This is a genomic window from Stenotrophomonas sp. YJH_SMC_12-1 (genome assembly GCF_059370935.1).
The window spans coordinates 57,459-76,575 of the sequence record NZ_JCAFUD010000013.1 but is presented as its reverse complement, the minus strand read 5'-3'; the positions used below and the strand labels follow the sequence as shown (position 1 = coordinate 76,575).

Below are 19,117 nucleotides of genomic sequence, written 5' to 3'. Positions count from 1 at the left end.
TGGCAACGTATCGCTTGCTTTAAAACAATTAATAGTTGCTTGATCAAACGTCTGCAAGATGGACAATCATCCTTCCTGCAGGCGCCTTCACAAGATACCTGCGCATACTTTCAAAGATCGAGGGAAGTGGCCTCAGCGCCGCTCCCGTGTGCTGCGAAGTTTCCTTCGTAGCGAGCCGCCCATTATGCCAGACTTTTTCAGTCCGTCAACACCTTCGTTCGATCATCTCGTTCGGCGGTGGTGGGCGCCCTGTTGTCGCTGAAGCCCCTTGGTGGCGACCCCTGCGACGGGGGAGGAGAAGTATGTCCCTATTCCCATCGTTTGTGAAGGGGGTGTGGCGATTTTTTTCACCGGATGTTGCATCCGTTCATCCGGCGCGCTGCGGTAGGTTCCCGCGAAGAGCAGCCAAGCGTGGGCTTGGCTCTACAAGAGCACAAGGAAGGGCCGGCTAGCGCCGGCCCTTCCTTTGTCTCAGGCAGCAACCAGGCGCACGCGGGCAAACGTACGCTTGCCGACCTGCAACAGGCCTTCGAAGCCCGGCTGCAACACCTGCTGGCCGTCTTCGACCACTTCGCCATCCACCTTGACTGCGCGCTCCTTGAGCTTGCGGTTGGCTTCGGAGTTGCTCGGGGTCAGGCCGGCCGCGGTCAGCAGCGCAGCAATACGCAGGCCTTCGACCGGGATCGCCACGTCCTGCAGCGGCAGCTGGGTGATGTCGCCCTGCCCGGTCACCGCCGCTTCCCAGCCGGCGATCGCCTGCTCGGCCGCTGCGGCGTCGTGGAAGCGGGTCGCCAGTTCACGCGCCAGGCGCAGCTTGACCACGCGCGGGTTCAGGCCGCCATTGGCCACCTGCTCGCGCAGCTGCACGGCTTCGGCCTGGCTGATGTCGAAGGACAGCAGCTCGATCCAGCGCCACATCAGGGTGTCGTCCACCTTCATGGTCTTGGTGACGATGTCGATGGCCGGTTCGCTGATGCCAATGTAGTTGCCCAGCGACTTGGACATCTTGTTGACGCCGTCCAGGCCCTCCAGCAGCGGCATGGTCAGCACCACCTGCGGCTTCTGGCCGTGATGCTCCTGCAGGCCACGGCCCATCAGCAGGTTGAACTTCTGGTCGGTACCGCCCAGCTCCACGTCGGCCTCCAGGGCCACGGAGTCGTAGCCCTGCACCAGCGGGTACAGGAACTCATGGATGGCGATGGACTGCTGGGCGGCGTAGCGCTTGGCGAAATCGTCGCGCTCGAGCATGCGTGCCACGGTGTGCTGGCCGGCCAGGCGGATCATGTCGGCCGCGCCCATCTTGCCGAACCACTCCGAGTTGAAGCGGACTTCGGTACGGCTGCGGTCCAGCACCTTGAACACCTGCTCCTCATAGGTACGCGCGTTGGCCAGCACGTCCTCGCGGCTGAGCGGCTTGCGGGTAAGGCTCTTGCCGGACGGGTCGCCGATCATGCCGGTGAAGTCGCCGATCAGGAAAATGACCTGGTGGCCGAGGTCCTGGAACTGGCGCATCTTGTTCAGCAGCACCGTGTGGCCCAGGTGCAGGTCGGGCGCGGTGGGGTCGAAGCCGGCCTTGATCCGCAGCGGGCGGCCCTCCTGCAGGCGCGCACGCAGATCCTCGAGCTTGAGGATCTCGTCGGCACCACGGCCGATCTGGGCAAGGGCTTCTTCAATCGAGGACACGTGACTACTCCCGGCAACGCCGATTCTTGTGTGGGGTGTTAAAGCAAAGTTAACCCGATTGGCTTCACAAAAGCCAATGGGCACAAGGGTTTGACGCGGTTTTCTCAGGTGTCTATGGTAACCGGCGATCAGGCCCCCGCTCCCGGGCCACCAGGAAAAAACCGCCGATGCACAATTCCGAACAAGGGCGCGCACGCAAGCAGCGCTTCCAGGAACGCCTCCACGTCCTGCACGACAACGCCCTGCATCGGAAGCTCAGGCAACATCTTCCCGCGGCCTTCAACGAGCGCTGGACCCGGCGCCATTGGATGCATGCCAGCCTGTTCGCGACCATCGGCGCCCTGGTGGCGACGATCGTGCCGGGCTTCTCGCACACCATCGACGCCCCCTTTGCCGACAGCCATACCAGTCTGGCACTGCCGTTGCCGCCGCTGGCCATGGCCCGCCAGCAGCAGGTGCCCGGTGACAGCTGGCAGGTGCTGCGCGTGGAACGCGGCCAGACCCTGAGCGATCTGTTCGACAAGGCCGGTATCCCGGCGACCACCCTGCACCGGGTGCTGGACCACCCGGGCGCGCGCGAGGCGCTGACCAAGCTTCGCCCGGGCGCCGAGATCGCCTTCGACATGCCGCTGTCCGGCGACCTGCGCAGCATCCGCTTCGACCGCGATGCCGACAACCGGGTGGAGCTGAGCCTGGCCGGTGACGACATCAAGGAGAAGGTGACCAAGCGCGAGACCTCCACGCGCACGGTGGTCACCAGTGGCGAGATCACCAGCTCGCTGTATGCCGCGGCCCGCCGCGCCGGGCTGTCGCCGTCGGCGATCGCGACGATGACCGACGACATCTTCAAGTACGACATCGACTTCTCGAAGGACCTGCAGCCGGGCGACCGCTTCAGCGTGGTGATGGATGAAACCTGGCGCGAAGGCGAGAAGGTGGACACCAGCAAGATTCTGGCGGCGACTTTCACCACCGGTGGCAAGACCTATTCCGGCTTCCGCTTCGACCGCAACGGCAAGTCCGAGTACTACGACATCAACGGCCGTTCGCTGAAGAAGAGCTTCATCCGCATGCCGATCCCGTTCGCGCGACTGAGCTCGACCTTCGGTGCGCGCAAGCACCCCGTGCTGGGCAAGATGCGCATGCACAAGGGCGTGGACTACGCCGCGCGCACCGGCACCCCGATCATGGCCGCCGGCGACGCCCGCGTGCAGTTCGCCGGCGTGCAGCGCGGTTACGGCAACGTGGTGATCCTCGACCACGGCCGTGGCCACACCACCCTGTATGGGCACATGTCGCGCTTTGCGAACATCAAGACCGGCCAGCGGGTGGCCCAGGGCACGGTGATCGGTTATGTCGGCTCGACCGGCCTGGCCACCGGCCCGCACCTGCACTACGAATTCCGCGTCAACGGCGAGCACCGCAACCCGCTGACCGTGACCATGCCGCCGCCGGAGCCGCTGAAGGGCGCCGAGCTGGTCGCCTTCCGCGCGCAGACCGCGCCGGCGATGGCCCGCATCCAGGGCATGGAGAAGCTGATCTACGCCGACGCCAGCCCGGTACCGACCAGCCGCGACGAGGCCGCCCCCGAGGTGGCCAGCGCCAAGGACAAGAGCAGCACCGGCCGCAAGCGCGGCTGAGCCCCTGCGTTGACGAAGAAGGACGCGGCAGCACAAGCTTGCCGCGTCCTTTTTTTATGCCCGCCATGAACACGACTGCCGACACTGACGCGCCCCTGTACCTTGGCCTGATGTCGGGCACCAGTGCCGACGGCATCGATGCCGCGCTGGTGCAGTTTCCTGCCGGCGGAGGCTGCCGCTTCGTGCACAGCCTGACCGCCCGCTGGGAGCCGGTGCTGCGTGCACGGCTGGTGGCGCTGGGCGAAGGTGGTCCACTGGATTCGCTGGAGGAGCTGGGCGAGCTGGACGCCCGGATCGCGATCAGCTTCGCTGGGGCCGCCAACCAGCTGCTGGCCGAGGCTGGCGTGGACGGCAGCCAGGTGCGCGCGATCGGCTCGCATGGGCAGACCGTGCGTCACCGGCCGCTGGCCGACCCCGCCTTCACCGTGCAGCTGGGCGACGGCAACCGCATCGCCGAATTGACCGGGATCACCACGGTCTCCGACTTCCGCCGACGCGACGTGGCGGCCGGGGGCCATGGTGCGCCACTGATGCCGGCCTTCCACCTGGCCATGCTGGGCACGACCGACGAAGACCGCGCCGTGCTCAATCTGGGCGGTATCGCCAACCTGACCCTGATTCCGCGCGAAGGTGCGGTACGTGGCTTCGATACCGGCCCGGCCAATGCGCTGATGGATGCCTGGTGCCAGCGCCACACCGGCCGCACCTTTGATGCCGACGGCGCGTACGCCGCCAGCGGCGCGGTGGACGAGGGCCTGCTGGCGGGCTGGCGCTCGGACCCGTGGTTCGCGCTGCCGCCGCCGAAGAGCACCGGCCGTGAGCAGTTCCACCTGGCCTGGGCCGAGGCGCACATGGCCGAGGGCCAGTACGCGGCGGCCGACGTGCAGGCGACCCTGCTGGAGCTGACCGTGGCAACGGTGGCCGATGCGCTGCTGGCGCAGCAGCCGCAGACCCGCCGCCTGCTGGTCTGTGGCGGCGGGGTACGCAACCGGCAGCTGATGAAGCGCCTGGCGGCGCGGCTGCCGGACGTGCAGGTGGAATCCAGCGCCGTGCACGGGCTGGACCCGGAGTACGTGGAGGCAATGGGCTTTGCATGGCTGGCGCAGCGGACGATGGACGGGCTGGCCGGCAACCTGCCAAGCGTGACCGGAGCTAAGGGCCCGCGGATCCTGGGTGCGATCCACCTGGCGTGAGGTGGCGCCATCCACGCGTGGCGTGGATCTACCGGGCAGCCGGGCGTGGGCTAGGCTCTACAGCATTGCGGCGCGGCCGCTAATCGAAGCCTTGCCCTGCGGGCAAGGCCTGCAGGGCGGCAATGGCATCGGACAGGGCATCCACTTCCGGATCGCCGAAGCCGGAGCGGACTTCCAGTTCACTGCTGAACAGGCCCTGCTCCAGCAAGGCGGCACAGGTCTGTTCGTGGGTCCAGCCGCGGGCGACCGCGACGCGTTTGATACGTTCCAGCAGCAGCGGGTCCAGGTCCCGCAGCACAACGTCGGCCATGCTCACTTCCCCGTTCGCAAGGCACCGCCCCCTCGGCGCGTCGGGGCGATGATCCCGCAGACCGGGCGGGCAGGCAATCAGGTCGAGCCGGCGGCCTGGCGACGGCGCTGCTGCAGGATCAGCAGGGCGCAGAGGATCACCACCGGGATCGCCACCAGCGCGGTACCGACGAAGAACAGCGCGTAGCCTTCCAGCAACGTCCGGCCCTGTGCGAGCGTCTGTACCGACCACCCCGAGAGCCCCTTGAGCGCCTTGCCGGGCATCGCGTAGAACGAACTCAGCAGTGCGTACTGGGTTGCGGTGTATCCGATGCTGGTCAGGCTCGACATGTAGGCGATCAGCGCCGTACCGGCGAAGCCGCTGGCGAAGTTGTCGATTGCCATGGCCACGGCGAAATGGGTTGTGTCCGGGCCGGAATAGGCCAGCCAGGCAAACGCCAGGTTGGAGGCCGGCCCCAGCACAGCGCCTACCATCAGCGCCGCCAGCACCCCCCAGCGGACCGAGACCAGGCCCGCTGCGGCAATACCGACGAAGGTCGCGACCAGCCCGACCGAACCACGCACCGCGCCCACGGTGTCCTCGTCCAGGCCGAGATCGACGTAGAACGGGTTGGCCATCGGTCCCATGACGAAGTCGGCCATGCGATAGACGCTGATGGCCACCAGGATCAGGATCGCGCCGCTGCGATGCTCGCGGACGAAGGCGATGAACGGTCCGGCTACGGCGTCGAACAATCCGCGCGGTGTCCACAGCGAGGTCGCCTGCGCCTGCACGGCAGCCACTTCCCGCGCGGGTTCGCGGGCCATGACCACGGCCACCACGCCAAGCGCCATCAGCACGGCCATGATCTCGTAGGAAACCTGCCAGCCGACACGGGCCGCGATGATCAGGATCAGCGCATCTGTGACCAGCAATGCAGTGCGGTAGCCCAGTGCCGAGGATGAGGTCAGCAGTCCAAGCTGCTCGCTGTTGTCAGCACTTTCAATGCGCCAGGCATCGATGACGATGTCCTGGGTGGCCGAAGCAAACGCCACGATCACAGCCATCACGCCGAACACGACGATGTGCTGCCATGCGATACCCAGGAACTGGATCTGGCCCCCCTTGGGCTGGACCAGCGCCATGCCGACCAGGCCCACCACCACAACCAGCTGCGACAGCAGCATCCAGCCACGGCGGCGGCCAAAGCGGCCGAACAGAGGCACGTCGGTCTTGTCGACGATCGGTGCCCACAGGAACTTCATGGTGTAGGCCAGCCCGACCCATGACAGGAAGCCGATCGTACTCAGCTCGATGCCTTCCTTGCGCATCCAGAAGCCGAGCGTGTTGCCCACCAGATAGATCGGCAGGCCGGAACTGAAGCCGAGCAGCAGCATCGCCAGCACCTTGCGCTGGCTCAGGTTGGACAACACCTGCTGCCACGGTCGGCGCGGCTTGGCAGCCTCGGTCACAGGTCGTAGTCCACGGTGAACGGGGCGTGGTCGGAGAAACGCTCGTCGCGGTAGATCGAGCAGCTTCGCAGGCGGTCACGCAGGCCCGGGGTGATGAACTGGTAGTCGATGCGCCAACCGACATTGTTGGCACGGGCGGCGCCGCGGTTGCTCCACCAGGTGTAGTCCTCTCCGGTGGGGTTGAGCAGGCGGTAGGCATCGGCCCAGCCGCGACCGGCGGCGACGTCGGTGGCCTGGCCGTGGTCGGCGCAGAGGGCGTTGAGCCAGTCGCGTTCCTCCGGCAGGCAGCCGGAATTCTTCTGGTTGGACTTCCAGTTCTTGATGTCCAGCGCCGAACGCACGATGTTCCAGTCGCCGCACAGCACGTAGTCGCGGCCGCTGCGCGCCCACTCCTCCAGGATCGGCCGCAGCCATTCCATCACTTCGAACTTGAAGCCCTGGCGCAGGTCGCCCGAGCTGCCGGACGGGATATAGAAGGAGACCACGCTGAGGTTGCCGTAGCGTGCCTCGATGTAGCGGCCTTCGTCGTCGAACGGGGCCCAGCCCAGCGAAGTGATGACCTGGTCCGGCTCGCGCTTGCTGTAGATCGCCACACCGCTGTAGCCCTTCTTGGTAATGGCGTCGCGGTAGAAGCAGTGGTGGCCGTCCGGGCGGAACATCGGGTCGCTCAGCTGGTCTTCCTGGGCCTTGGTTTCCTGGATGCACAGGACATCGGCATCCTGGGCACGGAACCAGTCGAGGAAGCCCTTGGTCGCGGCGGAACGGATGCCATTGGCGTTGAAACTGATGATGCGCATGCGGAAGACCTACGGCGGGAAACCGGGCAAGCATACCGGTTGACTGCAGGGCTGCGCAGTCCACCGGGTGGGCCCGCCAGCGCCTTCACACGGGGCCGGACGAGCGCGAAACGCCCAGCTGGATTAGGATTTGTGCTCCAAATGAAGATGAATCGAGTTTTGATGAGCGACCACCGCCACCGTTTCCTGCAGTTGGCCCTGACCGCCGACGCCCTTCGCTTCGGCCAGTTCACCCTCAAGTCCGGCCGGCTGAGCCCCTATTTCTTCAACGCCGGGCGCTTCGACTCCGGCTCGCTGCTGTCCCAGCTCGGCGCGTGCTATGCCGATGCCATCGATGCCAGCGGGATCAAGTACGACGTGGTGTTCGGCCCGGCCTACAAGGGCATCCCGCTGGCCACCGCGATGGCCTGTGAGCTGGCCCAGCGTGGCCGCGACCTGCCGCTGTCGTTCAACCGCAAGGAAGCCAAGGACCATGGCGAGGGTGGCCAGCTGATCGGCGCCGACATGCAGGGCAAGCGCGTGCTGATCGTCGACGACGTGATCACCGCCGGTACGGCGATCCGCGAAGCGCTGGGCATCATCCGCGCCGCCGGTGGCACCCCGGCCGGCATCGTGGTGGCGCTGGACCGCCAGGAGATCGCTTCGGAGACCGACCGCCGTTCTGCCGCGCAGTCGGTGGCCGAAGAAGCCGGTATCCCGGTGATCGCCGTGGCATCGCTGGCCGATCTGCTTGATTTCGCCTCCGGCAACCCGGAACTTGTGGGTTACCGGCAGCCGCTGGAAGCCTACCGGGCCCAGTACGGCGTTCGTTCGATCCGCTGACCGACCCAGGGGAAAGGTCATGTCCCGAGTTCCTGCTGTCCTCTTCGCCGGCCTGCTGCTGGTCGTGCCATTCACCGTACCGGCGCAGTCGCGCGACAGCGGCAAGGCGGAAAAGAAGCTGTACTGCTGGAACGAGGGCAAGGAGCGGATCTGCAGTGATTCGCTGCCGGCCGACGCGGTCAACCATGCCCGCGAGGAATTCAATGCGAGCACGGGCCTGCGCAATGCGCAGGTCCAGCGCGCGTTGACCGACGAGGAGCGTGCCGCTGCCAGCACCGCTGCGCAGCAGCAACAGCTGGACCTGATGGCCGAGCAGACCCGCCAGCGCACCGAGCAGGCCATGTTGTCCACCTACGGCAGCGAGGCCGACCTGCGCCGGGTGTTTGCCGAGCGCCAGGAAGTGCTGGACAACAACCTGAAGACCGCCGAGTACAACGTCACCAGCCTGCGTGAGTCGCTGGTGGCGCTGCTGTCGGCGGCGGGAGACCGCGAGCTGGCCGGCGCCAAGGTGGTCGACAAGCAGGCCGAGGCGATCCGCAAGCGGCATGCGCAGCTGCAGGCGCAGCAGCGCCTGCAGGCCGGGCTGGTGCAGCAGCAGCAGGCGTTGAAGGCCGAGATCGACAGCACCCTGCAGCGCTATCGCGAGCTGAAGGGGCTGGTGCCGGCGGACGCTCCGGCGGGCTGACGGCGCGGCCTCCGCCGGGCATGGCCCGGCGCTACCCCGGGCCTGGTTACGGGTTGGCCCACGGAATTTATGCACTCTTTACGCGTCGGCCCGGTCCGGCGCGTAGTGCGTTTATGGGGGGTAGGACGACGATGGCGGCCTGAGGTGGAGGGGTTCCACCAGGACGCTATTGCAATGTCCCCCTGGCTGTCGTTGTTGTGTGGCGTGCTGGTGCTGGTTGCCGCCGCCTATCTCCTTTATGTCGTGCTGCGGCCCGAGTCGTTCTGAGCGGAGCCGGCCATGACTGAGATGCTTGTGATTATTGCCGCCAGCCTGCTGCTGGCGTGGCCGCTGGGCCTGTACCTGGCGCGCGTGATGCGCGGCACGCCGATGAAGGTCGACGTGCTGTTCCATTGGATCGAGAAGCCGCTGTACAAGGTGCTTGGCGTCGATCCATCGCGCGCCATGTCCTGGCGCGGCTATGTGCTGGCCTTCGTGCTGAGCAACGTGGTGGTCGCGGTGCTGACCCAGGCGGTGTTCATGACCCAGGCCTGGTTGCCGTTGAACCCGGACCAGATCCCGAACATGCGCTGGGACACCGCGCTGCACACGATGATCTCATTCCTGACCAACACCAACCAGCAGCACTATTCGGGCCAGGCGCAGCTGTCCTACTTCTCGCAGATGACCGGCATCACCGGCCTGCAGGTGGTGACGCCGATGATGGGCCTGGCGCTGGCGGTGGCGACGCTGCGCGCGTTGTTCTCGCGTGCGCCGCAGGCTGCGGCGACCACCGGGGCCGGCGATGACCGCCAGGTGGCGGTGGGCAACTACTACGTGGACGTGGTGCACCTGTGCGTGCGCTTCCTGCTGCCGCTGTGCCTGGTGTGGACGCTGGTGCTGACCAGTCAGGGCGTGCCGTCGACGATGGCCGGTGGCCCACAGGCCACGCCGATCGATGCCAGCGCCGGCATGGCCGAACAGAAACTGCCGTTGGGACCGGTGGCGGCGATGGTCGCAGCCAAGCAGCTGGGCGCCAACGGCGGCGGCTGGTACGGCCCGAACAGCAGCTTCCCGCTGGAGAACCCGACCCCGCTGTCGAACGCGCTGGAGATCGTCGGCATCCTGCTGGTGCCGATGGCGGTGATCTTCATGATCGGCGCGTTCACCGGCCGGCGCCGCTTCGGCGCCCTGGTGTTCAGCTGCATGCTGGGCATGTCGCTGCTGTCCACCGGCGCGATGATGTGGAGCGAAGGGCATAGCGCCAGCGCCGCCACCCCGCTGCTGATGGAAGGCAAGGAAGTGCGCTTCGGCGCCGACGGCACTGCGCTGTGGGCGGCGGTGACCACCCAGGTCTCCAACGGCTCGGTCAACGGCATGCACGATTCGCTGGCGCCGCTCAGTGGCGGCATCGCGATGGTCAACATGCTGGTCAGCGCGATCTGGGGCGGCATCGGCTGTGGCCTGCAGCAGTTCATCGTGTACCTGCTGCTGGGCGTGTTCCTGGCCGGGTTGATGACCGGGCGTACGCCGGAACTGTTCGGCCGCAAGCTGGAGACGCCACAGGTACGCCTGCTGGCCCTGCTGGTGCTGCTGCAGCCGATCACCCTGCTGGTGTTCACCGCGATCACCCTGGCCGTACCCGGCCTGGCCGGCACCTCCAATCCCGGCTTCCATGGCATCAGCCAGGTGTTCTACGAGTATGTCTCGGCCTATGCCAACAACGGTTCGGGCTTCGAAGGGCTGGGTGACGCCACGCTGTGGTGGAACCTGAGCTGCTCGCTGGTGCTGCTGCTGGGCCGCTTCCCGCTGCTGATCATCCCGCTGGTGGTGGCCGCACAGCTGGCTGCCAAGCGCCAGGCGCCGGAGTCTGCCGGCAGCCTGCAGATCGAAACGCCGACCTTCGCCCTGACCCTGGTCTCGGTGATCGTCATCCTGACCGTGCTGCAGTTCATGCCGGCGCTGGTACTCGGCCCGATCGCCGACCACCTGAGCCTGGGACTGCACTGAGGACACCGCAATGAGTACCCACGCAAGTTCAACCCGTAGTTCCCTCGCACCGCGCCCTGCCCTGCTGGATGGCGCAGGCCTGCGCCGCGCACTGGTCGAGGCAGTGCGCAAGCTGTCGCCGATGCATCTGGTGCGCAGCCCGGTGATGGCGGTGGTGATGGCCGGCACGATCGTGGCCGCGATCGTCACCCTGACCGGCAATGCGCCGCTGGGCTTTGGCCTGGCGGTGACCGCGATCCTGCTGGTGACCGTGCTGTTCGGCAATTTCGCCGAAGCCGTGGCCGAAGCACGTGGCCGTGGCCAGGCCGCATCGCTGCGCCGCGCCCGCCAGGACCTGGTGGCGCGCCGCCTGGCCGCACCGCAGCCGGGTGCCGCGGAAACCCAGCTGCCAGCCGCCGAGCTGCGCCCGGGCGACCATGTGATCGTCAGTGCCGGTGAGCTGGTACCGGCTGATGGCGAGATCGTGCAGGGCCTGGCTACCATCAACGAAGCAGCGGTGACCGGCGAATCGGCACCGGTGCTGCGCGAGGCCGGTACCGACCGTTCCGGTGTGATCGGCGGAACCAAGGTGCTGTCCGACCAGATCATCGTGCGGGTGACCGCCGAGCCGGGCCACAGCTTCCTGGACCGGATGATCGCGCTGGTGGAAGGCGCCAACCGGCAGAAGACGCCGAACGAGATCGCACTGACCCTGCTGCTGGCGGCGATGACGCTGACCTTCCTGGTGGTGGTGGCGACGCTGCCGGCCATTGGCGCGGCGGTAGGCGTGCAGGTTGACCCGCTGCTGCTGATCGCGCTTCTGGTCTGCCTGATCCCGACCACCATCGGCGGCCTGCTGCCGGCCATCGGCATTGCCGGCATGAACCGCGCGCTGGCCGCCAACGTGCTGGCCAAGTCGGGCAAGGCGGTGGAAGTGGCCGGCGACGTCGATGTGCTGCTGCTGGACAAGACCGGCACCATCACCTACGGCGACCGCCAGGCCAGCCACTTTCATCCGCTGGCCGGCATCGACGCCAGCCAGCTGCGCGAGGCGGCGCTGTTGTCCTCGCTGGCCGACCCGACCCCGGAAGGCAAGTCGATCGTGCGCCTGGCGCGCGAACAGGGCTGCGCCACCGCTGAACCGGACCACGCCGAGTACCTGGCGTTCAGTGCGCAGACCCGCATGTCCGGCGTGGACCTGGAACATGGCCGGCAGATCCGCAAGGGCGCGGCCGATGCGATCCGTGCCCACGTGCAGGCACTGGGTGGGAGTGTGCCGGCTGAACTGGCCGGCCGCGTCGAGCAGGTCGCACGCAACGGTGCCACCCCGCTGGTGGTGGCCGAGGGCCGCCACGTGCTGGGCGTGATCGAACTGTCGGACGTGGTCAAGCACGGCATGCGCGAGAAGTTCGCGCAGCTGCGGGCGATGGGCATCCGCACGGTGATGATCACCGGCGACAACCCGCTGACCGCCGCCGCGATCGCTGCCGAAGCCGGTGTCGACGACTACATCGCCGAGGCGCGACCGGAAGACAAGCTGGCGCGCATCCGCCAGGAGCAGGCCGGTGGCCGCCTGGTGGCGATGGTCGGTGACGGTACCAACGACGCCCCGGCACTGGCCCAGGCCGACATCGGCCTGGCGATGAACTCCGGTACGCAGGCGGCGAAGGAGGCCGGCAACATGGTCGACCTCGATTCGGACCCGGCCAAGCTGCTGGCAGTGGTGGAAGTAGGCAAGCAGCAGCTGATCACCCGCGGCGCGCTGACCACCTTCTCGCTGGCCAACGACGTCTCCAAGTACTTCGCGATCCTGCCGGCGCTGTTCGCCGCGGCCGTTCCGACCATGGCCGCCTTGAACGTGATGCAGCTGTCGAGCCCGCGCAATGCGGTGCTGGCGGCGCTGATCTTCAACGCCCTGGTGATTCCCGCCCTGATCCCGCTCGCCCTGCGTGGCGTGCGCTTCCGCCCGGCCACCGCAACGGCGCTGCTGCGCCGGAACATGCTGGTGTACGGCCTCGGCGGCGTGCTGCTGCCGTTCGCAGCGATCAAGGCGATCGACCTCCTTCTTGTCCTGGTATTCGGCGCATGAACCGTTCTGCTTCCACCTCCACTTCCCTGTCCCGCGAACCGAAGGCCGAGGCCCGGGTGGCCAGCCTGCAGGACGGCGCCAGCTGGCGCCCGGCGATCGGCCTGGGCCTGGCCACCCTGCTGCTGGCGGGTGCGGTCTACGCCGGTATCGCCACCGGTTTCGCCGGCCTGGCCTACCCGACCCAGGCCGAGGGCAGCCTGCTGCGCGATGGCAGCGGCCAGGTGCGCGGCTCGGCGTGGCTGTCGCAGCCGTTCACCGGTGATGGCTACTTCCAGGCACGGCCATCGGCGGCCAACTACGACCCGATGGCGGCAGCCGGTTCCAACATGGCGCGCAGCAACCCGGCGCTGGCCGAGCGCGTCGCCGCCAGCACCGCGGCGGTGGCCGCACGCGAAGGCGTTGCCCCGGCGCAGGTTCCTGCGGACCTGGTCACCCAGTCCGCCGGCGGCCTGGATCCTCAGCTGTCACCGGCTGCAGCGCAGTTGCAGGTAGCTCGCGTGGCGCGTGCCCGTGGCCTGCCGGTGGAACGCGTGCAGGCACTGGTGCAGGCGCATACCGAAGGTCGCCAGTGGGGCCTGTTCGGCCAGCCGCGGGTGAACGTGGTGACGCTGAACTTCGCGCTGGACCACGCGGCCAAGGTGCCGTGATGCCGGCCTGCACCGGCTGCGCGCACAATGGCACCCATGACTGATGCGCGTACCCGCCAGGCCGATGCCCTGGTCGAAGGCCTGCAACGCGAAGCGGGCGGCAAGCTGACCGTGTTCCTCGGCGCGGCGCCGGGCGTGGGCAAGACCTACGCCATGCTGACCCGCGCGCAGGAACAGCTGCGTCGCGGCGTCGACCTGGTGGTCGGGTTGGTGGAAACCCATGGCCGTGCCGATACCCAGGCGCTGCTGGAGGGGCTGCCACAGCTGCCGCTGAAGGACGTGGCCTACCACGGCCATGTGCTGCAGGAGATGGACCTGGATGCCGTGCTCGCACGGCATCCGGCGCTGGTGCTGGTGGACGAACTGGCCCATCGCAATGCACCCGGCAGCCGCCACGAGCGGCGCTGGCAGGATGTGATGGAGCTGCTGGACGCCGGCATCGACGTCTGGACCACGGTCAACATCCAGCATCTGGAAAGCCTCAATGACGTGGTGATGCGCATCACCGGCGTACGCGTGAGCGAGACCGTGCCGGATGGCGTGCTCGACCGCCTGCACGACATCGTGCTGGTCGACCTGCCGCCGCGCGAACTGATCGCGCGCCTGCAGCAGGGCAAGGTCTATGTGCCCGAACAGGCCGCGCAGGCGCTGCAGGCGTTCTTCTCGCCGGCCAACCTGACCGCGTTGCGCGAGCTGGCCATGCAGGAGGCCGCCGACCGCGTCGACAGCAGCCTGCGTGAAGCGCGCGCCGCGCGCGGCGAGAGCAACCTGCCACTGCGTCGTGGCGTGCTGGTGGCCATTGATGGCGGCGGTCAGAGCGAATACCTGGTGCGGGTGGCGCGGCGCATCGCCGAACGCCGCGATGCGCCGTGGACGGTGGTGACCGTGCAGGGCCGACGCCAGGACGAGGCGACCCGGCGCGAGATCGATGCTGCGTTCGCCCTGGCACGCCGCCTCGGCGGCGACGCCGAACTGCTGCATGGATCGAGCATCGCCGATGCCCTGCTCGATCACGCCGCGCACAACGGCGTGTCGACCCTGGTGCTCGGCCGGACCCGCGAACGTCCACTGGCGCGGATGTTCAACCGCACCCTGACCCAGCAGCTGATCCAGCGCGGCGCGCATTACGAGATCACCATCATCAGCACCCCGCAAGCACGTGCGCGCTCGCGCCGCGAGGGCCTGCTGCCGCCGATGCGCGGCATCAGCTACGAACCGGTGCAGGCGCTGATCGCCACCGCGCTGGCCTGTGCGGTGGCATGGCTGGCCGAACGCTGGGTCGGCATGGCCGACCTGTCGATGGTGTTCATCGTGGCGGTGGTGCTGGTGGCCGCACGCACGCGCGCCAGCGTGGCGGTGATGGCGGCGATCCTGTGCTTCCTCGCCTACAACTTCCTGTTCATCGCACCGCGCTTCACCTTCGCCATCGGCGCGCGCCAGGGCGTGATCACCGTGTTCCTGTTCCTGGCCGCCGCGCTGGTGGCCGGACGCCTGGCCTCGCGCCTGCGCATGCAGGTGATTGCGCTGCGTGCGGCGAATCGACATGCGCGTGCGCGCCAGCAGCTGGGACGGCAGCTGGCCAGCGCGGCCGGCAACGGCGAGGTGGCGCAGGCGGGTCGGCATGCACTGGAACAGGCCATGGACGTTCCAGCGTGGCTACGGATCGGCGCCGATACCGCAACCGGTGGCCGCAGCCAGCCGGGTGATACCGACTTGGCCGCCGCCGATTGGGCACTGCGCCACGGCCAGCCCAGCGGGCGCTTCACCGACACCCTGGCCGGTGCGCAGTGGTGGTTCCTGCCGCTGCTGGATGGCGAAGACCGCGCCATCGGCGTGGCGGGCCTTTACCTGCCCGGCGCACAGGCGCGCCTGCTGCCCGAGCAGCGGCAGCTGGCCGAGGCGATGGTCGACGACATCGCCCAGGCCGCGCTGCGCACGCGGCTGGTGGCCGAACTGGAGCAGGCCCACGTCAGCAACGAGACCGAGCGGCTGCGCTCGGCCCTGCTCTCTTCGGTGTCACACGACCTGCGCTCGCCGCTGGCGGCGATGATCGGCTCGGCCGACAGCCTGGCCAGCTACGGTGCGGCGATGGATACGGCTGATCGCCGTGCCCTGCTGGACACCATCCTGGTCGAAGGCGAGCGGCTGGACCGCTACATCCAGAACCTGCTGGACATGACCCGGCTCGGCCACGAAGGGTTGAAGATCAACCGCGACTGGATCGGCGTGGACGAACTGATCGGCTCGGCGGCGCGGCGCCTGCAGCGCTACCAGCCCAAGGTGCGGCTGGAGCTGGACATCCCGGCCACGCTCGCGCCAATCTGGGTACACCCGGCGCTGGTTGAACAGGCGGTGTTCAACGTGATGGAGAACGCGGCCAAGTTCTCACCGCCCGATGCCGCCGTGCAGGTGCAGGCGCGCGAACTGGACGGACAGCTGCGCATCGATGTGATCGATGCCGGCCCCGGCATTCCCGATGACGAGCGTGCGCGCATCTTCGACATGTTCTACAGCGTCGAGCGCGGCGACCGCGGCCGCCACGGCACCGGCCTGGGCCTGACCATCTGCCAGGGCATGGTCGGTGCGCATGGCGGCAGCGTGCAGGCGCTGCCCGGACGCGACGGTCGCGGTACCCTGATCCGCATCACCCTGCCCCTGCTCAAGCCAGCCTCCCACGATGAGCCCGACTCCGATTGACGCCAGCGCGCCGGCCCCGCGCGTGCTGGTGATCGATGATGAAACCCAGATCCGCCGGTTCCTGGACATCAGCCTGCGCGCGCAGGGCTACCAGGTGCGGCAGGCGGCCACCGGCCAGGAAGGCCTGCAGCTGGCGGCCAGCGAGGACATGGACCTGGTGATCCTGGACATCGGCCTGCCGGACATGGAAGGCCATGAGGTGTTGGAGCAACTGCGGCAGTGGAGCCAGGTGCCGGTGATCATGCTGACCGTGCGTGCGGGTGAAGCCGAAAAGGTGCGCGCACTGGATACCGGCGCCAATGACTACGTGACCAAGCCGTTCGGCACCCAGGAGCTGATGGCGCGGGTGCGGGCGCTGCTGCGCACACGCAGCGTGCCCAGCGACGGCACGCCACCGGTGTTCGACGATGGCCATCTGCATGTGGATCTCGTACGCCGCGAAGTGGCGCTGGATGGCGAGCCGGTGGCGCTGACCCGCAAGGAGTACGCGCTGCTGTCGCTGCTGCTGCGCAATGCCGGGCGGGTGGTGACCCAGCCGCAGATCCTCCAGGAAATCTGGGGCCCGACCCACCAGCACGACACCCATTACCTGCGCATCCTGGTCGGCAAGCTGCGGCACAAGCTGGGTGATTCAGCGCTGGATTCGCGCTACCTGTTCACCGAGCCAGGCGTGGGCTTGCGTTTCAAGGGGTAGTGCCGGCCGCAGCCCGGCAACTGCAGGGTGTGTGAGGTTCATGGGCTTGCCGGCCAGCGGCCGGCACTACCCATTCTGCTGCAGCTTCCAAAGGGGTCAGAACCCCAGCGGGGTGTCGCCCAGCACCGGTTGCAGCTGGCTGCGGAACAGCGCCTGGATGCGCTCCAGTGCCGCCTCGTCGTTGCCCTCGAAGCGCAGCACCAGCACCGGCGTGGTGTTGGACGCGCGCACCAGGCCCCAACCATCGGGGAAGTCCACGCGCAGGCCGTCGATGGTCGACAGCCGCCCACCCACGTACGGATTCTCCGGCGACTGTGCCGCCGCCACCAGCATCGCCACCAGCGCGTGCGGCGTGCCTTCGGCCACCGGCACCTTCAGTTCCGGCGTGGCCACCATCTCCGGCAGCTCGGCCAGCACCTCGTCCGGGGTTTCCTCGCGCTGCGCCAGGATCTCCAGCAGTCGTGCGGCGGCATACAGGCCATCGTCGAAACCGAACCAGCGCTCCTTGAAGAAGAAGTGGCCGCTCATCTCGCCGGCCAGCTCGGCATCGGTCTCGCGCATCTTCGCCTTCATCAGCGAGTGCCCGGTCTTCCACATCAACGGGCTGCCACCATTGCGCAGCACGTGATCGGACAGCTTGCCGGTGCACTTCACGTCGTAGATCACCATCGCGCCGGGGTTGCGCATCAGCACGTCGGCGGCGAACAGCATCAGCAGGCGGTCGGCATAGATGATCCTGCCTTCGCCGGTGACCACGCCCAACCGGTCTCCGTCGCCGTCGAAGGCGACGCCGAGGTCGGCGCCGAAGCGCTTGACCGTCTGCACCAGGTCTTCCAGGTTGGCCGGCTCGCTCGGGTCGGGATGATGGTTGGGGAAGGTACCGTCGACATCGCAGTACAGCGGGATGACTTCGGCGCCGATGGCTTCCAGCAGCTGTGGTGCAAGCGCACCGGCAACGCCGTTGCCGGCATCGGCCACGACCTTCAACGGGCGGTCCAGCTGCACGTCGTCGGCGATGCGCTGGATGTAGTCGGCACTGACATCGCGCTGCTGGTAATCGCCCGGCTCGGCCGCCTGCGCCAGGCGCCCCTCGACGATGCGCTGGTAGAGATCGGTGATGGCATCGCCTGACAGCGTCTCGCCGCCGATGACCACCTTGAAGCCGTTGTACTCGGGCGGGTTATGACTGCCGGTGACCGCCACGCAGGTGCCGGTACGCAGGTGGAAGGCGGCGTAATAGACGACCGGCGTCGGTGCCAGGCCGACGTCGATCACCGCGCAACCGGTGCGACGCAGGCCCTCGGCCAATCCCGCAGCCAGTTCCGGGCCGGACAGGCGGCCATCACGGCCGATCACCACCTCGCGCAGGCCCTGTTCCAGCGCCACGGTACCGATGGCCTGGCCGATCAGCGCGGCGGTCTTCGGCGTCAGTTCGCTGCCGACCACGCCACGGATGTCGTAGGCGCGGAAGATGCCGGCGGCCAGTTCCCCGGCAGGGACCGGTGGCGGCGGCGGCGCAGTGTCCGCGGCGCTGGCGGCGGCCACCGGTGGCGGCGCCATCTGCAGGCTCTCGCTCAGGGTCGGGCCATGATCCGCTTCCGCCACGGCCGCACGGCGCGGCAACGGCAGCGACTTCGGCAGCCGGCCGCGACCCACCACCAGCAGCACGGCGATGAACGCCAGCAGCAGCGCGACGATGGCACTGGCCAGCGAACCCAGGCCCAGTGGACCCGCTTCGACATTCGGTACGGCGGCCACCAGCCGCAACGGCGTGCCCGGAACCGGGCGCGCCAGCGCTTCGGCGCTCTCGGCCAGGCCGGCGTCGCCCTGGGCAACGAGGTCATGCGTGCCTTGGCGCAGGCCGAGGAAACCGGTGGACGGGGCGCTCACCTGGTCCAGCGGCGAGGTCAGCCGCAGCAATGGCTGGCGCACGTAGAGCACTGCCGGGCCAAGGCTGCCCAGCTGCACCGGAGCCGCCAGACCCAGGCGATTGCCACCTGCATCGCGCACCACGCGCAGGCCAGGCTTGCCCTCGGCCAGCGCTTGTTCCAGCAGGGCCAGGCGTGCGTAGCCGAAGGTGGCCGGGTCGGCATAGGCCGTGGCCAGATCGGCGGTCAGCACGTCAGCCTGCTCCACGCCGGTCCAGCTCTCGCGCACGGCCAGCGCCGCTGCCGCGGCGTCACCGGCCTGCAGTGCCTGCTGCACGCGTTCGTTCTTCAACTGCTGCTGCAGCTGCTTCAGCTGGCCGGCTGCGGCCTCCTGCAAGCCCTGCACGGCCTGGTCACGCGCTTCTTCCAGCGCCTGGCCATTGGACTCCTGCCGCCATTGCTGCACCGCGCTCCATCCGAACCAGCCGGCCAGCAGGACCAGCAGCACCCCCAGTAGTGGCGCACTGCGTCCCAACGACCGTTCCCGCTGCCCTTCCCCGATGCCGCTCATCA

15 protein-coding genes are annotated in these 19,117 nt (G+C 68.1%); 10 read left to right on the top strand and 5 right to left on the bottom strand.

Going from position 1 to position 19,117, the window contains the following annotated elements; all coding sequences use genetic code 11:
* Positions 1–471 precede the first annotated feature (471 nt).
* Entirely contained in the window at positions 472–1,683 is a 1,212-nt protein-coding gene (gene tyrS / locus AC5P8Y_RS19455; protein ID WP_005407778.1) for a tyrosine--tRNA ligase, read from the bottom strand.
* Positions 1,684–1,850: 167 nt separating this feature from the next.
* Here tyrS and AC5P8Y_RS19450 point away from each other — a divergent pair, with 167 nt between their 5' ends.
* On the top strand, positions 1,851–3,323 hold the full coding sequence (locus tag AC5P8Y_RS19450; protein WP_049403460.1) for a M23 family metallopeptidase: 1,473 nt from the start codon (positions 1,851–1,853) through the stop codon (positions 3,321–3,323).
* Between the two features lie 65 nt (positions 3,324–3,388).
* Positions 3,389–4,516: an anhydro-N-acetylmuramic acid kinase gene (locus tag AC5P8Y_RS19445; RefSeq protein ID WP_080357001.1), complete on the top strand. Its 1,128-nt coding sequence runs from the start codon at positions 3,389–3,391 to the stop codon at positions 4,514–4,516.
* 79 nt (positions 4,517–4,595) lie between these two features.
* Here the strand turns inward: AC5P8Y_RS19445 and AC5P8Y_RS19440 are convergent, their stop codons facing one another.
* From AC5P8Y_RS19440 to AC5P8Y_RS19430, 3 genes are all read right to left on the bottom strand, one after another.
* The gene (locus AC5P8Y_RS19440) at positions 4,596–4,826 is read right to left on the bottom strand and encodes a hypothetical protein (RefSeq protein ID WP_005407775.1); all 231 of its coding nucleotides are present in this window, start codon (positions 4,824–4,826) and stop codon (positions 4,596–4,598) included.
* Between the two features lie 77 nt (positions 4,827–4,903).
* Positions 4,904–6,277 carry an AmpG family muropeptide MFS transporter gene (locus AC5P8Y_RS19435; RefSeq protein ID WP_005412009.1) on the bottom strand — a complete coding sequence of 458 codons (1,374 nt, stop codon included), beginning with the start codon at positions 6,275–6,277 and terminating at the stop codon, positions 4,904–4,906.
* The gene (locus AC5P8Y_RS19430) at positions 6,274–7,074 is read right to left on the bottom strand and encodes an exodeoxyribonuclease III (protein ID WP_024956358.1); all 801 of its coding nucleotides are present in this window, start codon (positions 7,072–7,074) and stop codon (positions 6,274–6,276) included. Before AC5P8Y_RS19430 ends, AC5P8Y_RS19435 begins: the two co-directional genes overlap by 4 nt.
* Positions 7,075–7,236: 162 nt before the next feature.
* Here AC5P8Y_RS19430 and pyrE point away from each other — a divergent pair, with 162 nt between their 5' ends.
* From pyrE to AC5P8Y_RS19390, 8 genes are all read left to right on the top strand, one after another.
* The gene (gene pyrE / locus AC5P8Y_RS19425) at positions 7,237–7,896 is read left to right on the top strand and encodes an orotate phosphoribosyltransferase (protein WP_005407772.1); all 660 of its coding nucleotides are present in this window, start codon (positions 7,237–7,239) and stop codon (positions 7,894–7,896) included.
* A gap of 19 nt (positions 7,897–7,915) precedes the next feature.
* Positions 7,916–8,581: a hypothetical protein gene (locus tag AC5P8Y_RS19420; protein ID WP_049403462.1), complete on the top strand. Its 666-nt coding sequence runs from the start codon at positions 7,916–7,918 to the stop codon at positions 8,579–8,581.
* A 174-nt stretch (positions 8,582–8,755) separates the two neighbouring features.
* Positions 8,756–8,848 carry a potassium-transporting ATPase subunit F gene (locus tag AC5P8Y_RS19415; RefSeq protein WP_005407770.1) on the top strand — a complete coding sequence of 31 codons (93 nt, stop codon included), beginning with the start codon at positions 8,756–8,758 and terminating at the stop codon, positions 8,846–8,848.
* Between the two features lie 12 nt (positions 8,849–8,860).
* Positions 8,861–10,570, top strand: coding sequence for a potassium-transporting ATPase subunit KdpA (gene kdpA, locus AC5P8Y_RS19410; RefSeq protein WP_049403463.1), 1,710 nt, complete (start codon positions 8,861–8,863; stop codon positions 10,568–10,570).
* A 10-nt stretch (positions 10,571–10,580) separates the two neighbouring features.
* Complete coding sequence (kdpB, locus tag AC5P8Y_RS19405; RefSeq protein WP_111151151.1) at positions 10,581–12,638, top strand: potassium-transporting ATPase subunit KdpB; 2,058 nt, start codon at positions 10,581–10,583, stop codon at positions 12,636–12,638.
* The gene (kdpC, locus tag AC5P8Y_RS19400) at positions 12,635–13,285 is read left to right on the top strand and encodes a potassium-transporting ATPase subunit KdpC (protein ID WP_033835001.1); all 651 of its coding nucleotides are present in this window, start codon (positions 12,635–12,637) and stop codon (positions 13,283–13,285) included. The genes kdpB and kdpC overlap by 4 nt, the downstream gene beginning before the upstream one ends.
* Positions 13,286–13,321: 36 nt before the next feature.
* Positions 13,322–15,982 carry an ATP-binding protein gene (locus AC5P8Y_RS19395; protein ID WP_033835000.1) on the top strand — a complete coding sequence of 887 codons (2,661 nt, stop codon included), beginning with the start codon at positions 13,322–13,324 and terminating at the stop codon, positions 15,980–15,982.
* Positions 15,963–16,676, top strand: a complete 714-nt coding sequence (locus AC5P8Y_RS19390) for a response regulator transcription factor (RefSeq protein WP_005412001.1) — start codon at positions 15,963–15,965, stop codon at positions 16,674–16,676. The genes AC5P8Y_RS19395 and AC5P8Y_RS19390 overlap by 20 nt, the downstream gene beginning before the upstream one ends.
* Before the next feature lie 96 nt (positions 16,677–16,772).
* On the opposite strand, the gene AC5P8Y_RS19385 is transcribed toward AC5P8Y_RS19390, so the two are convergent.
* Positions 16,773–19,115 carry a phosphomannomutase/phosphoglucomutase gene (locus tag AC5P8Y_RS19385; RefSeq protein WP_033834999.1) on the bottom strand — a complete coding sequence of 781 codons (2,343 nt, stop codon included), beginning with the start codon at positions 19,113–19,115 and terminating at the stop codon, positions 16,773–16,775.
* Positions 19,116–19,117: the final 2 nt, after the last annotated feature.

What these genes read in the sequence shown, in the direction of transcription:
- kdpB (WP_111151151.1), top strand. Translation starts at nt 10,581, where the DNA reads ATGAGTACCCACGCAAGTTCAACCCGTAGTTCCCTCGCACCGCGCCCT.
- kdpA (WP_049403463.1), top strand. Translation starts at nt 8,861, where the DNA reads ATGACTGAGATGCTTGTGATTATTGCCGCCAGCCTGCTGCTGGCGTGG.
- AC5P8Y_RS19395 (WP_033835000.1), top strand. Translation starts at nt 13,322, where the DNA reads ATGACTGATGCGCGTACCCGCCAGGCCGATGCCCTGGTCGAAGGCCTG.
- pyrE (WP_005407772.1), top strand. Translation starts at nt 7,237, where the DNA reads ATGAGCGACCACCGCCACCGTTTCCTGCAGTTGGCCCTGACCGCCGAC.
- AC5P8Y_RS19440 (WP_005407775.1), bottom strand. Translation starts at nt 4,826, where the DNA reads ATGGCCGACGTTGTGCTGCGGGACCTGGACCCGCTGCTGCTGGAACGT.
- AC5P8Y_RS19420 (WP_049403462.1), top strand. Translation starts at nt 7,916, where the DNA reads ATGTCCCGAGTTCCTGCTGTCCTCTTCGCCGGCCTGCTGCTGGTCGTG.
- AC5P8Y_RS19390 (WP_005412001.1), top strand. Translation starts at nt 15,963, where the DNA reads ATGAGCCCGACTCCGATTGACGCCAGCGCGCCGGCCCCGCGCGTGCTG.
- AC5P8Y_RS19430 (WP_024956358.1), bottom strand. Translation starts at nt 7,074, where the DNA reads ATGCGCATCATCAGTTTCAACGCCAATGGCATCCGTTCCGCCGCGACC.
- kdpC (WP_033835001.1), top strand. Translation starts at nt 12,635, where the DNA reads ATGAACCGTTCTGCTTCCACCTCCACTTCCCTGTCCCGCGAACCGAAG.
- AC5P8Y_RS19415 (WP_005407770.1), top strand. Translation starts at nt 8,756, where the DNA reads ATGTCCCCCTGGCTGTCGTTGTTGTGTGGCGTGCTGGTGCTGGTTGCC.
- AC5P8Y_RS19445 (WP_080357001.1), top strand. Translation starts at nt 3,389, where the DNA reads ATGAACACGACTGCCGACACTGACGCGCCCCTGTACCTTGGCCTGATG.
- AC5P8Y_RS19450 (WP_049403460.1), top strand. Translation starts at nt 1,851, where the DNA reads ATGCACAATTCCGAACAAGGGCGCGCACGCAAGCAGCGCTTCCAGGAA.
- AC5P8Y_RS19385 (WP_033834999.1), bottom strand. Translation starts at nt 19,115, where the DNA reads ATGAGCGGCATCGGGGAAGGGCAGCGGGAACGGTCGTTGGGACGCAGT.